Source organism: Desulfovibrio ferrophilus (assembly GCF_003966735.1).
Classification (GTDB): Bacteria; Desulfobacterota; Desulfovibrionia; order Desulfovibrionales; family Desulfovibrionaceae; genus Desulfovibrio_Q; species Desulfovibrio_Q ferrophilus.
Map to the genome: position 1 here is coordinate 1,094,473 of NZ_AP017378.1, position 14,700 is coordinate 1,109,172.

The 14,700-nt window shown below is 54.8% G+C and carries 14 protein-coding genes and 1 riboswitch; of the genes, 7 read left to right on the top strand and 7 right to left on the bottom strand.

Annotated elements, in window-relative coordinates; genetic code table 11:
- Positions 1–2: 2 nt before the first annotated feature.
- Together EL361_RS05075 and EL361_RS05080 are read right to left on the bottom strand one after the other, a co-directional pair.
- Positions 3–2,294: a sensor domain-containing diguanylate cyclase gene (locus tag EL361_RS05075; protein ID WP_126377248.1), complete on the bottom strand. Its 2,292-nt coding sequence runs from the start codon at positions 2,292–2,294 to the stop codon at positions 3–5.
- A 95-nt stretch (positions 2,295–2,389) separates the two neighbouring features.
- Positions 2,390–2,833, bottom strand: coding sequence for an alanyl-tRNA editing protein (locus EL361_RS05080; RefSeq protein ID WP_126377250.1), 444 nt, complete (start codon positions 2,831–2,833; stop codon positions 2,390–2,392).
- 199 nt (positions 2,834–3,032) lie between these two features.
- Here EL361_RS05080 and EL361_RS05085 point away from each other — a divergent pair, with 199 nt between their 5' ends.
- From EL361_RS05085 to EL361_RS05095, 3 genes are all read left to right on the top strand, one after another.
- Positions 3,033–3,227 carry a rubredoxin gene (locus tag EL361_RS05085; protein WP_126377253.1) on the top strand — a complete coding sequence of 65 codons (195 nt, stop codon included), beginning with the start codon at positions 3,033–3,035 and terminating at the stop codon, positions 3,225–3,227.
- Positions 3,228–3,245: 18 nt separating this feature from the next.
- A complete protein-coding gene (locus EL361_RS05090; protein ID WP_126377255.1) occupies positions 3,246–3,860 on the top strand; it encodes a class I SAM-dependent methyltransferase in 615 nt (204 codons plus the stop codon).
- A 215-nt stretch (positions 3,861–4,075) separates the two neighbouring features.
- Positions 4,076–4,234, top strand: coding sequence for a rubredoxin (locus EL361_RS05095; RefSeq protein ID WP_126377256.1), 159 nt, complete (start codon positions 4,076–4,078; stop codon positions 4,232–4,234).
- A gap of 141 nt (positions 4,235–4,375) precedes the next feature.
- On the opposite strand, the gene cobI is transcribed toward EL361_RS05095, so the two are convergent.
- The 5 genes from cobI to EL361_RS05120 are packed head-to-tail and all read right to left on the bottom strand — an operon-like array spanning position 4,376 to position 8,715.
- The gene (gene cobI, locus EL361_RS05100; RefSeq protein WP_126377258.1) at positions 4,376–5,095 is read right to left on the bottom strand and encodes a precorrin-2 C(20)-methyltransferase; all 720 of its coding nucleotides are present in this window, start codon (positions 5,093–5,095) and stop codon (positions 4,376–4,378) included.
- Positions 5,092–5,964, bottom strand: a complete 873-nt coding sequence (locus EL361_RS05105) for an ABC transporter substrate-binding protein (protein WP_232034914.1) — start codon at positions 5,962–5,964, stop codon at positions 5,092–5,094. The genes cobI and EL361_RS05105 overlap by 4 nt, the downstream gene beginning before the upstream one ends.
- Positions 5,933–6,688: an ABC transporter ATP-binding protein gene (locus EL361_RS17220; protein ID WP_232034878.1), complete on the bottom strand. Its 756-nt coding sequence runs from the start codon at positions 6,686–6,688 to the stop codon at positions 5,933–5,935. Before EL361_RS17220 ends, EL361_RS05105 begins: the two co-directional genes overlap by 32 nt.
- A gap of 59 nt (positions 6,689–6,747) precedes the next feature.
- Positions 6,748–7,797: a FecCD family ABC transporter permease gene (locus EL361_RS05115; RefSeq protein ID WP_126377264.1), complete on the bottom strand. Its 1,050-nt coding sequence runs from the start codon at positions 7,795–7,797 to the stop codon at positions 6,748–6,750.
- Between the two features lie 33 nt (positions 7,798–7,830).
- Positions 7,831–8,715, bottom strand: coding sequence for a sirohydrochlorin cobaltochelatase (locus tag EL361_RS05120; protein ID WP_126377266.1), 885 nt, complete (start codon positions 8,713–8,715; stop codon positions 7,831–7,833).
- Positions 8,716–8,867: 152 nt separating this feature from the next.
- Positions 8,868–9,086: riboswitch (cobalamin riboswitch) on the bottom strand.
- A 1,028-nt stretch (positions 9,087–10,114) separates the two neighbouring features.
- Here EL361_RS05120 and ileS point away from each other — a divergent pair.
- The 4 genes from ileS to ybgF are packed head-to-tail and all read left to right on the top strand — an operon-like array spanning position 10,115 to position 14,669.
- On the top strand, positions 10,115–12,943 hold the full coding sequence (ileS, locus tag EL361_RS05125; protein WP_126377268.1) for an isoleucine--tRNA ligase: 2,829 nt from the start codon (positions 10,115–10,117) through the stop codon (positions 12,941–12,943).
- Between the two features lie 21 nt (positions 12,944–12,964).
- Positions 12,965–13,483 carry a signal peptidase II gene (gene lspA, locus EL361_RS05130; RefSeq protein ID WP_126377270.1) on the top strand — a complete coding sequence of 173 codons (519 nt, stop codon included), beginning with the start codon at positions 12,965–12,967 and terminating at the stop codon, positions 13,481–13,483.
- A complete protein-coding gene (locus tag EL361_RS05135; RefSeq protein ID WP_126377272.1) occupies positions 13,483–13,704 on the top strand; it encodes a PLDc N-terminal domain-containing protein in 222 nt (73 codons plus the stop codon). The genes lspA and EL361_RS05135 overlap by 1 nt, the downstream gene beginning before the upstream one ends.
- The gene (ybgF, locus tag EL361_RS05140; protein ID WP_126377274.1) at positions 13,701–14,669 is read left to right on the top strand and encodes a tol-pal system protein YbgF; all 969 of its coding nucleotides are present in this window, start codon (positions 13,701–13,703) and stop codon (positions 14,667–14,669) included. Before EL361_RS05135 ends, ybgF begins: the two co-directional genes overlap by 4 nt.
- The last annotated feature ends 31 nt before the right edge of the window (positions 14,670–14,700 follow it).

Consider the following 14,700-nt stretch of genomic DNA (forward strand, 5'->3'; position numbering starts at 1 on the left):
ATCTAGTCAGCTTCCTTGGAGAGATGTTCCTCTCCAGAGAGATCGGTTTCCATGGAGCTATCAGCAAGGCGAAAACTGTTTTTCCCAGCCTTCTTGACCGAATACATCGCTTGGTCAGCCTTTTCAAGAAGATCGTCGACGGAAGTTCCATGGTCAGGATAGACACTGGCACCAATACTGGCAGAAATTCGGCACGCCTGCCCTGCGCATTGATAATCCCCTGTGAGAGTCTCCACAAAGGTCTGTCCCAGCGTGCTTACGGTCTTGATCCCTCGGACATTCCAGAGCAACACCGCGAATTCATCGCCTCCGAGTCTGGCCGCAACATCGGATTGCCGCAGCCGCCAACGCAGGCGATCAGACACCTGGACAAGGAGATCATCCCCCGCCAAATGGCCGTAAGTGTCATTGATCTCCTTGAAACCATCCAGATCAATGAAGAGAATACCCACCTGCTCACCAGAGCGTTTGGCCTGAGCCAGCATATGGCGACAGGTTTGACGAAGCTGTTCGCGATTGGGCAGTCCGGTCAATGAATCCGTAGCAGCCTTGCGGCGCAGTTCATGTTCAGAGGCCTTGCGCTCACTGGCATCCGTGGCGACACCTTCGATAAAATGCAAGGTGTTATCCCCAGAAAAAACACCACGGACATGAAGTTCAATCCAAAACTTCGAACCGTCTCGGCGCAAGCAGCTCGCTTGGAAACCAGCCACGGACTTCTCCGTACGTACCCGGTCCATCAAAACAATTCTGTCCTGAGGGTTTTCATACAACTCCATGCCTATATCGTTGACCTCACGCATGAGGGCTTCTGCCGAGTCAAACCCAAACAATCTGCCCATGGCGGCATTGGCATTGAGATATCGACCATGGGGCGTAGCAGTAAAGATACCTTCTGTCGCATTTTCGAAGATGGTACGATAGCGCTCTTCAGCGCTCTGCAAGGCCAGCTCGAGCTTCTTGCGTTCAGTGATGTCCCGTCCCACCCCCAGCACGCCGAGAACTTCTCCCTTAGCACTGATCATGGGGGCTTTGACCATTTCAACCAGGATTGGGTCCTTGCTGAAAAAACTCTTTGTTTCGTAGCTCAGAGGGGCCAGAGTCTCCAGTACGATTTTATCTTTGGCAACAATCTGTTCAGCGAACCCCTTGGGATAAATTTCAAAATCTGTTTTGCCGATGACATCGTCAGGGTGTAGCCCCGTGCTCCCGGCGTATTTTTCGTTGCAGCCAAGATAAACACCGTCTGTATCCTTGAAAAAGATGAGTTCCGAAGCCGACTCGAACAGGGTCTTGAGTTGAGCCCTCTGCGCGTCGATCTGTCGCTCCTGACGTTTGATCCGGGTAATGTCGGTAATGACACCCATAAGGCCTTCAACCCGCCCGTGGTCATCCAGCACTGTCTGCTTGCTGAAAACCACGTCACGATGGCCTGAGGCACCAACAACGACAGACTCATAGCGCTGCTGGGCCTGTCCTTGAGCCTGGAACAGGGCCTCATCCATTTCATGATAGATCGCAGCTTTGTCCGGGGGAGAAACATCGTACACGGTCTTGCCAAGAATGGCCTCGGAAGTGGTATCGAGCATGCGCAGGAAGGATTCATTGACCAACTGATACTTCCCATCCGTTGTCTTGTAGAAAAGCGGGTTGGCCATGGCGTCCAACAAGGCTTGTAAGAATCGGCCTTTATCTGCCAAATTCTTCTGGATGACCCGGTAGTCAGTCACATCGACAACGCAGCCTTCGATGAATTCTTCATCAGAATACAATCGGGCAGTCATTAACACGTCGCGAAACGAGCCATCGACACGAATCAGCCGTATTTCCATATTATGGATGAATCCAGTGGCCTTAAGCTCTTCCACCATCCGTTGGCGGGACTCAGAATCTGCATAGATATCCACAGGGCTGACGTTGTCGACGAAATCCTGTACAGATTCATATCCGTACATATTGGCTCCTGCCTGATTCACTGCCAGATATCTGGAACCGTCCAGCGAACTACGAAAGATCGCCACAGGTGCCATTTCAAACAGCCCCTGATATTTCCTTTTGCTCAGACGCATTGCATCCATGGCTTCATCGCGCTCTTTAAGTGCCTGCCGCAAGAGCGATCCACGAAACCGAAGAATCACGAGTTGAATGATCAGAGCCACAATCGATAGCACCAGCAATCCCACAACACCGTTCTCAAAGGTGCCAGACAGGATTCTGATTCCATCGTTGGCAAGGGCAGCTGTACTCAGAGAACATAGTGCTGCCACTATCGCGGTCGCAACAATGCGATTCATTCACCTTCTCCACAGGGTGATAATATCCAATTCAAAACCAATCTTACGCCAAAACAGGACATTCTGCCAATCATGAGTAAAGATTAATTATCGAATCAAACAGGAGCCGAAAGCTTGAAGCGCAATCGCAATACACCCTCTTCCCAGGAATGCGAGACCAGGCGAAACGCTCCAATTTCGGCAGTATTGGAGACATGCTCCCCGATGCACGGACAGGCATCGTACTCACCCACATGTACGATCCTCACAACATCCACATCAGGATCCGGCAAGCGAGACAAATTAAACAACTCCGCGGCTTGATTCACGGGCATCATCTCTTCTATAACAGCTAGGCCTGAGGCTAGGACATCGTTGACTCGCATTTCAACTTCAACGGCCTCTTCATCGGTCATGGTTCGATCAAAATGGTAATCGCATTTTGATTTCTTGGAATTGATATGAGCACTGAAGCAACGATCACTCTCCAAAACACGAACCATGGTCTGGTTCAAAATATGTTCCGCGGTGTGCATTCGTGGATAGGATGGCTTGGACATGGGGGTGGCTCCTTGATAAAAAATCAAATACACGGCCTCTTACATGCCGTAAAGCTCACCTGGAGCCCGTATTTGGAGGATGAGATGGATTGACAGAGACAACGGGCAGCGCTAGTTGCATTGCGCGGCAGCAACCCAAGTGGTACACCGCCTGTGTTGATAACGATCCGGAAACAATCACGCAATTTGCGAGCTTTCAATGACTGAAGATCAAATACAAGAACTTGATTGGTATTCCTGCCTGCATTGCGGCTGGACCTTCAAACCTGAACGCGGCTACCCTGAGATGAACCTTCCCAAGGGGACGGACTTCAACACTGTCGATGCCGACTTCAAATGCCCGAAGTGCGGCGCTGGTCTCAAAGATTTCGCTCTTAGAGATAAACCTTATTAACTCGGCAGGATAAGCAAGATGAGTAATGGTCCTAGCAAGTACGTACTGCACGTCGGATGCGGCGTCAAAAAACCAGGACGATTACATTCCATGTTTACTTCGTCTGAGTGGAACGAGGTACGGCTGGACATCAATCCCATGGCACGGCCCGATCTCATTGCCTCCATTACGGATATGCGCATCGTTGCCACTGCATCCATGGACGCCCTCTATTCATCCCATAATCTTGAGCATCTTCTTCCACACGAGGTCACCAAGGCCCTTGGTGAATTCCAACGTGTGCTGAAACCAAAGGGCATGGCGCTGATCGCTGTTCCCGATCTGCAGGCCGCTGCGGCGCTGATTGCACAGGACAAACCTGATCAGGCCATTTACACCTCTCCCCTTGGCCCCGTGACTCCCATGGATATTCTTTATGGTCATTCCAAGGCTTTGGAACGCGGCAACCTGTTCATGCTGCATAAAACCGGATTTACGGCATCCTCGCTTGGCAAGGCATTGCGTATTTCCGGGTTTTCCAAAGTGGAGGTCACCCGTGACTCCGGGAGCGTCGCCCTCTGGGCCAAAGCCTATGTATCAGACCAGACAGCCCCCTCCTCACCCAAGGTATCCTCCGGTCCCTTTGGCAATTAGACCTTTCGGGACCATCTACGACCTCATTTACTTGAGCGGTTGTACAAATGTACAATCGCATAACAAATGATACCAAGATGTTACATATTAAGCGTTTCTGAATTCTCAGTACTGAAAAGCCTGGCAAACCCAATTCACACAGAAGCTTGCGTTTTTTCCATGGCAAGCTATTATATTCCCATTCACAGAAACACTACACAAGAGTGGAGGATAGAATGGACAAATGGGAATGCCCTTGTGGCTACGTCTACGATCCCGAGGAAGGCGACATCGAAAATGGCGTCGAGCCTGGTACTCCCTGGGAGAAAGTTCCGGAAGATTGGGTCTGCCCCAAGTGTGGCGCTGAAAAAGAATATTTCGAAAAGCTTGATTAATACGAATCTGACCGGGGGGGATCCGGTGTAAATGCAGGGCCCGTATGGAAATCCATGCGGGCCCTGTGCTTTGCACATCAGCCAAAACTCTTTTTGTTCAACCGACTGCGCCGGACTGCAACATCATCCATGAAAAGATGTTTATGAGCTGATGTTTTTGGGCTTTTTGGCCAGGATCAAAGAAAAGTATTGAGGACCATCGCCATTGGTTGAACAGTCCTCTGCTATCCGTTCACCCTGCTGCCCGCAGTTGGACACAAGCACTGATGATTTAAGCATCCCGATATCCTCCAGACTTTGCTGGATATCGTCAAAATGCTTGTAGGCCTTGAGCACCACGACACTGTCGGCCATTTCAGCGGCCTTGCGCAGATTTCCCCCGCCATTGGCTCCAGACACCACAGCCAGAGTTTCCTCGGCCTCCACCAGGATGGTTCCTGACGCGGCCGCAGCGGCATTGTAAGAAGTGATCCCCGGCACAACTTCCACAGGGGCCTGTGCATCCAGCTCGTGCAACGTTCGCCACAGATACCCGAACGTGCTGTACGTCATGGGATCTCCCAAAGTCAGAAACGCCACGTTCAATCCTTGGCGCAGATCATCCAGAACCCGCTGAGCATTGGCTGTCCAGGCTTCACCCAGGATATTCTTGTCACGGGTCATGGGAAATGGCAGTGACTGGACATCCACCCCCTCGCGCAGATGGGGGCGCACGATACCATGGGAAACAGAGTGAGTATTCTTGCTGGAGCGGGCTGCATAAACCCTGTCAACACTGGACAGGACCTTCACAGCCTTCAGGGTCAACAAATCCGGATCACCCGGACCAGTGCCCACTCCATAAAGGATTCCGTAATTCATTGAGGGTCCTTCTGGTTACACATTATCTCTGGATGCAGAAAACCTGCGAGATGCTCAACAGCATCCACGGCGCGTGGGCCGGGTCTGGAAAACAGGCTTTCGTCCACAAGTAGTGTCCGATTCTGCTTCACGGCTCTCAACTGTGAGTATAAAGGACGCTTGATCAGTGGCAACGGGTTGCGATTCATGGCCCCTTCCTGAACGACATAGACATCCGGGTCCAGACCAATCAGCCCTTCTTCACCAAGGCGTACGATCTTGCGTTCTGACACGACAGCGTTATCGCCTCCTGCCCGTTCAATAATATCATTGACGATGCCCCCTCTCCCCGCAGCCAACAGGCTGGGCGAACGCACCTCGAAAAAAATTCGTGGTCTGTCCTTCAATTTTTCCAAACAGTTAGCCAGAGCTGACAAGCGCAACGTCATATTATCTATGAGTAACTGTGCTGAACCCGGCGCTCCGACCAACGTTCCCATGGCCTTGATGGCCTCAAACAATTCCCCAAAGGTCGTTGGATTAAACACTGCCACATTCAGGCCGTGCTTGCGCAAGGCATCCACCGTTTGCACGGCTTCCTTGCGTCCTGCGAGTTGAATCACCACGTCCGGGCGAAGCCCTACAATCAACTCCAGACTCGGGCGCATGTGCGTCCCCACGGAGGGGAGATGAGCCAGTGTCGGTATCGACGCATCGGCTTTGGTTCGGGCCACAAGGCGATCGTTCTGCCCCATGGACACGAACAACTCACTGAAGGCCCCGTACAGACATATCACGCGCCGGGCAGGAGCCTCCAAACGGATGACGCTTCCCTGTCCATCCACGATCTCTACAGGATCAGCGAATGCCGGCGTCCCGAGCAACAGCACAAGTGGTACTGCCAGGCACAAAATGAGCCTGAGGAACTCCTGTTCCGGGGTGCGGTCCCACCATGACTCTGGTTCCGAATATGTGGCTGAGAGTCTCTTCATTGAATACATCCTGAGTGCAGCCATGTGCAGCTACACGTCCGTCTTTCAAAAAATACAAATGATCACAATACAGAGCGGCAAGATTGATGTCATGAACGGCAATCAGGGCAGAGGCACCCTCTAGAGTCAATTCACGCACCAGATCAAACAGGACCACGGTTCCAGCCAGATCCATGCTCGCCGTAGGTTCATCCAGCAGGAGCGTTCCAGCCTCCTGGGCCAAGGCCCTGGCAAAAAGCACCCGTTGCAGCTCTCCACCGGATATCTGATCAACAGGCCGATCCCACAAGGCTTCAACCCCAGCCTGCCGCATGCAGGCCCGGGCGACACCCCGATCCTTGGAATCGTTTCCGCCCCACCACCCGGTCTGATAGGCCCAACGCCCCATAAGCACCACCGAAGAGCAGCGCAAGGCAAATGTCGTCTCGGCCCTTTGTGGCACGCAGGCAATACGCTGGGCACGCTCACGGGAAGTCATGGCATGCACATCGCACAGGTCCGCCCCATGCTCCACCCTGCCCGCTACGGGGGGCAGAATCCCTGCCAAGGTTGAAATCAGAGTCGTCTTGCCACTGCCGTTGGGCCCCAGCAACCCGGCAATCTCGCCAGGTCGCAGACTCAAGTTTACATCTTGTAATACTTGCCGCCCTCCATGGGCACAGCCCAGTGTGGTCGCGCGGATCATAAAGATTTTCCGCCTTTGCGACGCAGCAGCAAACAGAAGAACGGCCCACCCAGAAGCGCCGTAATGACTCCCACGGGCAATTCCTGCCCGCCCGAAAGGATGGTTCGGGCGGCCACGTCAGACCAGATCAGCACAACGCCACCGGCCAGAGCTGAAATACACACAAGGGGTCGATGCTCGGCACCGATCACCAGACGTACAAGGTGCGGCACCACCAGCCCCACAAAGCCGATGACACCGGACACGGAAACAGCCGCCCCTGTCATCAGGCTGGCAGCCAAAAGCAATTTAAGGCGTGACCGATCAGCATCAAGCCCCAACAACCGGGCTTGGGAGTCTCCCATAGACAGTAGATCTATCTCACGAGCCCAAAGTACAGCCGCCAGGCCACCGAACAGCATATAAGGCCAGGCAAAGGCCACATGCTCCCAGCTTCGGCCCTGAAAACTGCCCATCACCCAGAATACAATACCTGCCACGGATTCCTCATCCAGAGATTTCAGTAAGGAAATCAATGCGGAGAGGAATGTTGCGACCACGATACCGGCCAGAACCACGGTTTCACGGCGCAGGCGACCAGCCACACGGCCCAGAGAAATGACCGCTGCCAAGGCCAAGACTGCTCCCACCATGGCAGCCAGGGGCAATACCCCCATGCCCAGCCAGATCGGAAGCGATGCCACGCCCAGAAAGATGGCCAATGAGGCGCCAAATGCTGCACCGGTGGACACGCCAATGGTGAAGGGATCGGCAAGAGGATTTTGTAAAATCCCCTGGAATACGGCTCCTGCAGCAGCCAAAGACGCCCCGACCAGCCAGGCCAGGCAGGCCCGAGGCAGGCGAATATCATTCACCACCAGCCCCATGGCCGCATCGAGGCTTTGCCCTGCATTGAATCCAAACAGCGTTCCCAAATGCTCTGCAACCTGATCAGCAGGAATGGACAGGGGACCAAACAGACAGCCCGCAAATACGGACAGGATCGACCCCAGAGCCAACAACCCTCCAAGGGCTGTCAGCCGGGTCTTGCGTCCCGATTCCGTCATGGCGTGACTCCTCATGTCCCCTGTCCTCTTGTTCTAATTCAGGCGCTCAAAGGCGCTCTGCAAATGGTCGATCCAGATGGTGGAATAGACGTCATATTCGGCGGTCCCCTTGAGCACGGCCTCCGTCTTGTATCCCTTGGCCGTCAGGATCGAAATCCAGGAATCGTCCTCGGGGCCAGCCATGTCGTTGCGGGCATGGTCACCAGCCACGGACATGAAAGGCATCAGCCAGACTTTCTTGACCTTGTTAGCCTTCAACCCTGCCAGGACGTCGTCCAGGCTGGGCGTGCCTTCCACCGTGCCCACATACACCAACGGGGCGGCCTTGGACAGGTACCACTGCAACCCGGGGTAGTAGATGTTGCCGGGATGGTGAGTGCCGTGGCCCATGAGCACGACGGCTTCGCTGGCTTTGCGATCAGCAGGAATGGTGGCCTTGATGGCTTTGACCACTGCTTCCATGTCTTGGGGCGTTGCCATGAGTGGTGCGCCAACGCTGATCTGAGCCATGGATCGGAATCCTTTGACGACTCGTAGCAGCTTCTCATGAAATTCTTCACCCGGAATGGTGTGCAGGGATTGCACGGCGATGTGCGTAAAGCCTTCGTCGATCATCTTGGACAGGGCGATGGGCACGGAATCGTACACTTGGCCCTGTTTTGCCAATTTTCTTCTGATGATATTGGACGTGTATGCCCAGCGCACCGGAGTTCCGGGAAGGCGTTTGCCGACTTCTTCGCCCAGGTGCGTAAAGGAAACCTGCGCGGCAGGCTCGGAAGTCCCGAAGGCTACGAGCAGGATGCCCTTTTTAGCGGCTGATGCCTCGCCGTGACCGGCATAGGCGACAGAAGAGAACAACAGAAGCAGCAGCACCAAACACAGAGTGCGTGGTGTGCGGCGGCCATGAACGAAACGCATAGGACAAACCCTCCAGCGTTCGAACAGGTGGGCGGCCTGAAAATGATGTGACGAAAAACCGGATCCCGGCGAAATACCGAAAACCGGGGCTGTACCGGACGCATACTTGTCACGTCGGACCCGCCAGACAAATGCCCTCGTTGCCCGGGCGGCGAGTACAGGTCTTCATGGCAGGTCTTCTGGCTCTTCCGGTTTCCGGCTCCCCTTCCCGTTCAGACTGCGCATTGCACACAACTAAACAGTGGGTCTTGTGAGCGGAAAACTTCCTCTGCGGGAGCAAAGGCCGGAATCACAGCGGCGGGGCCGCCCCGGATTCACACCGGGTTCCCTATTATCGTCCCTGGAGAACGACCATCAAGCGAGGGCGAAATTACCTCATTCCTTCTTCACTGTCATCCCTTTGGTCAGCCTGAATATGAGGCTGGCATTCAGCCCATCTCCAAAAGCTTCTCAACCTCGGGTAGTTGCCCCTTAGTCCGATCTCAACTTCGTTTGTCTAGACTCTTTCATGATGGTTTTTGCTCCCGATTTTTCCTCTCGAAAGAGTCAAGACCTTGTCGCGACGCTAAACCTGCTCATTTCGAATCAAATTTACCCTCGTTATTTCAGACAAAAATCAACATGGCCCATCCGTTGCAACTATCTTCGAAACCCTCTGAGGGACAAGATTATTCACATTCTGCATGACAAACTCTAACGATTGTCGAGAGGATTCGATGCGTTACACTCTGTTGCTTCTGCCTTTGTGCCTGGTCCTACTGACTGGTTTCACGACTCCTGCAGCCGCCCCCGGCCCAGTAACGGCCAAACAGGTCTCCAGTGTCACTTCCGTGACATCTACTTCGACCTCCCAAGCAAGACTTGTGAGGCCCGCCGGGCAAAGCACAATCCGCATGAAAGCTGTCCCCACCACTTACTCCCGCCGATACAAGCAGAGCAGGGAACTCAAGCCTATTGGGAACCTCTCGCGTCCGCGTACTTCCCGAGCAATCACTTCGTCAGTCAAAAGCATAAAGTCGCCGACACTCATGGTCGATTCAGGGCCCTCAATGATGCGAGCACCATTATCTCTTGAGCGCATAGCACCGGATCACACCCAAATTGCCAGTCTCTCAGCCAAACGTCTCCTGTCGTTAGCCCAGCGTGACCTGACAACTCCGTGTTTCCCCATGCTTATTACGGTCTGATGCACTCACTCTGAGCTACAGAACAGCTGATTCAACCCTCCGGTTTTTCTTCAAACCACCGCACTCAACCACTGGTTGATCGTTCTTCGTGCCGATTTTTGCCAAACTCCTGCCCTGTCACCCCGCTCTTTTCTTGACTTTGCACCTCATTTGAATAGTCTGACTTCCCGTTTCGAAACCGCCACCCATTAGTATAAGGACTTGAAAATCCAATGAGCGACTATAAGAAAACCCTGCACCTTCCCGGCACTTCTTTTCCCATGAAGGCGAACCTCGTCCAGCGTGAGCCAGAAATGCTCAAGTTTTGGGAGGAAATCGACGCCTATTCAGTGATGGTTGCTGCTAATGAAGGTCAGGAGCGGTATGTGCTGCATGACGGCCCGCCTTATGCCAACGGGCACATCCACCTCGGCACGACCCTGAACAAGGTCCTCAAGGATATCATCGTCAAGTCCCGCAACATGAGTGGCAAGAAGGCCGAATATGTTCCGGGTTGGGACTGCCACGGCCTGCCCATCGAACATAAGGTTTCTTCCGAACTGCGCGAGAAAGGCAAAACCGATTTGCCCGCTCTGACCATTCGCAAGATCTGTCGCAGCTATGCCGAGAAATGGGTTGATATCCAGCGCGGCGAGTTCAAGCGCCTGGGAGTGCTCGGAACCTGGGATGACCCCTATCTGACCATGAAGCCGGTCTATGAGGCCGCCACGGCCCGCGAACTGGGCAACTTCATGGGCAAAGGCTCGGTAGTGCGCTCCAAAAAGCCCATCTACTGGTGCTATGATTGTGAAACCGCCCTGGCCGAGGCCGAGGTGGAATACGCCGATCACAGCTCGCCTTCCATCTACGTGCGCTTTCCCTTGAATGACCCCAAGTTGAAGGACATCATTCCGCAGGCTGATCCAGCCAAGGCCTACGTCGTCATCTGGACCACCACCCCTTGGACCTTGCCATCCAACATGGCCGTATCCCTGCATCCCGATTTCGACTACGTGCTTGTCGAGGTTGGCGGTGAACAGCATCTGCTGGCCGAGGGACTGCTGGAAGACTGCGCCAAGAAATTCGGCTGGGCCGACTACACCGTGCTGGCAACGGTTAGCGGTGATAAATTTGAAGGCCTCAAGGCCACCCATCCCTTCTACGACCGTGAGTCCACCCTTATTCTGGGCAATCACGTCACGCTGGAGTCGGGTACCGGTTGCGTCCACACCGCCCCCGGTCATGGTCGCGAGGACTACGATGTCGCGCTGAAGTACGATATCGAGGTGCTGTCGCCGCTGGATGACCAGGGCCGATTCCTGCCCAGCGTCGAATTCTTTGCCGGAATGCGCGTGGATGAGTCCAATCCGCATGTCATTGCCAAGGTCAAGGAGTTGGGGCGTCTGCTGGCTCAGGAGAATATTTCTCACTCCTATCCCCATTGCTGGCGCTGCAAGGAACCCGTTATCTATCGCGCCACCACACAGTGGTTCATTTCCATGGAGCGCAACGACCTGCGCAAGAAGGCACTCAAGGCCATCAGCAACGACGTCCGCTGGATTCCCAGTTGGGGCCGTGAGCGCATTTTCAACATGATCGAATCCCGCCCTGACTGGTGCATCTCTCGCCAGCGCAACTGGGGGGTGCCCATCGTGGCCCTGCTCTGCAAGGACTGCGATGAAGCATGGTTCGAGAAGGATTGGGTCATGGGCATCGTGGACAAATTCGAAACCCACGAGCGCGGCTGCGATTACTGGTTCGAGGCTACCATGGAAGAGGTTGTGCCCGAGGGGCTGACCTGTCCGCACTGCGGCGGCAATCACTGGGAAAAGGAAGACGACATCCTGGACGTGTGGTTCGACTCGGGCACCAGCTTTGCTGCTGTGGCCGAGAAGCGCCCAGAGCTGCGCTTCCCCACGGACATGTACCTTGAGGGTTCCGACCAGCACCGCGGTTGGTTCCACTCCTCGCTGCTGGCGAGTGTGGGCACTCGCGACTGCGCCCCGTACAAGTCCGTCCTGACCCACGGCTACGTCGTTGATGGCGAGGGCAAGAAGATGTCCAAATCCATCGGCAACGTTGTAGCCCCACAGGAAATCATCGCCAAGCATGGCGCGGATATCCTGCGCATGTGGGTCTCCTCGGTGAACTATCAGGACGACGTACGCATCTCCGATGACATTCTCTCACGTCTGGTGGACGCTTACCGACGTATCCGCAACACCCTGCGCTACCTGTTGGGCAACCTGGGCGATTTCGATCCGGCCAAGCATGCCGTCTCCCCTGCCGACATGTTGCCCCTGGATCGCTATGCCATGACCCTGGTCTACGACATCCACAACCGCGTTCAGCGCGGCTATGAGGAATTCGAATTCCATCGGGCCTATCATGCCCTGCACAACATGTGTGTCACCGAGTTGTCCGCGTTCTATCTGGATATCGTCAAAGACCGTCTGTATGTTTCGGCTGGCAACTCTTTGGAACGCCGCTCGGCTCAGACAGCCCTGTGGCAAATCCTGATGACCTTCATTTCCGACATCGCCCCGGTAATGACCTTCACTGCCGAGGAAACGTTCCAGCACCTGCCTGACTCTGTGCGCCCGGACGTGAAGACCGTGCTGGCCATGCGTTTTGCCATGGACCGCGATTACCTGCTGGACGAAGCAGCCCGCCACCAGTGGGAGACCGTGTCCAGCGTACGAGACGAAATCAGCCGTGCCATCGAGCCCGTGCGCAAGGCCGGAATCGTTGGTCACAGCCTGAATACTCAGGTTACAGTCTATGGCCGAGAAGATCTGCTGGCCGATCTCAAGGCACCGGGCGTGGATCTGGAAGAGGTCTGCATCGTGTCCAAGGCCATTCTGGCTCCACTGGCGGATGCCCCTGAAGATGCCTTTGTCAGCGATGAAATCGATGGCCTGAAGATCGCCGTGGCCGTGGCTCCCGGCGAGAAGTGCGAGCGTTGCTGGAAGTTCAATGAGAACCTGGGCACCGATGCCGGGCACGCAACCCTCTGCCCCCGTTGCACGGGCGTGATGAACGCCGACAGCACCGAGGCTTAGGCCCTGGAGGGCAAGACACTTATGCGGTCGAAATACACGTATCCCATGATCCTGGCTTCCATAGTATTAGGGCTGGATCTGGTGACCAAGCTCTGGGTGGAGTCCTCTGGACTGCGCTTCGAGGCCATGCCGGTCATCCCAGGATTCTTTGATCTGGTTTTCGTGCTCAACAAGGGCGCAGCCTTTGGATTTCTGGGGGATCAATCCATTGATTGGCAGCGACCGTTCTTCATTTGCACGTCGCTGCTGGCTTGTGGGGTCATCCTCTATCTGCTCAAGATCGGCTACGGCAGAGAGCCCCTTGCCTCCACTGGGCTGGGCCTGCTCCTGGGCGGTGCCGTGGGCAACCTGATCGATCGCATTCGCATCGGATATGTCGTGGACTTCCTCGATTTCCATTACGATGGATGGCACTGGCCAGCCTTCAATGTTGCCGACATCGGTATTAGTTGTGGCGTCACCATCCTGTTGATCTCGTTCTACATCACCGAACGGCGTACCCGGCGAACCGGCACCCGTCACGAAAGGGAGGACTCCTAATGGAGATGCTCGCCAATCTGCCCCACTGGTTCATGGGCATCCTGGCTCTGACTCTGGTTTGCTTATCCATATCTTTTTGGGCTATTTACCATGCGTATTGGCGAGAATTTCCTACTATCCAGGAAAAGATGATCTGGCTGGTCGTAGCCGTCTTCGTCCCCTTTATCGGTGGTTTTGCTTATCTGGTTTGGGGACGCAAACGAGGAAGGATATCCGAATGAAACGCATCCTGATTGTTATCATGGCCTGCATGGCCCTGACCGCCTGCGTCAAGGCTGACGATGTCCGGACACTGGACAATCGCGTCTACGAGCAGAAACTGCGTCTCGACGGGATTGAAGGTAAAGTTGAACAGTTGACGAGCGTCGACCCGCAAAAGGCCGATACCTGGTCACAGGTCCAGAGCATGCGTCAGGAACTGGCGGATGCTCGAAATGAGTTGGACGCCCTGAATCGTGAAATTCAGACCCTGAAGGCAGACAGCGAAGCCATCGAAGTTGTGGCCGAAGACGTCAAGGACCTGAAAATCGGATGGCAACGCCTGAATTCCCAGCTGGGAACCGATGTAGATCTGATGGCCATTCGTGCCGAGCGGACACCGGTCCCGGCCTTGCCTACTCCAGATACAACAGAAGCCGCCGATGCCGTCACCAGTGAGGCTACAGCCGCAACTGACGCAGCAAACGTAGAGACACCTGCAACTGATACGCCTCTCCCCGCAGCTGATCCGGCTGCCAGCACTGAAGCTGCTGCTGTTGCGCCTGCCGCAACCCCGGCACCCGCTGCACAGCCCGCTGTTGCAGTCAATGCTGACGCCGCATCGACCCTCTACAAAAGTGCCCGTGCAGCCTTCGAAGCCCGAGATTATCGTCAGGGCATCGCCCTGTGGGACGAGTTCGCATCCACTTTTGAAAGCCACAAGCTTGTTCCGAACGCCCTCTTCTGGCAGGGTGAATGCTATTATCAAATGAAGGATTACGCTCGTGCGGTACTCAAGTACCAGGTCGTTATCGACAAGTATCAGAAGAGCCCCAAGTATCCCACAGCCCTTCTGAAACAAGGTATTTCCTTCATGCGTCTGGGGCGCGTAAAGGCCGGGAAACTCCTGTTGGCCGATGTTGCCAAGAAGTTCCCAAAGGCTGCCGAAGGCAAACGCGCCGAAGCTATCCTGAAAAAAATGAACTAACTACGGGCTCCGGGTGCATCCCGGAAAGTCG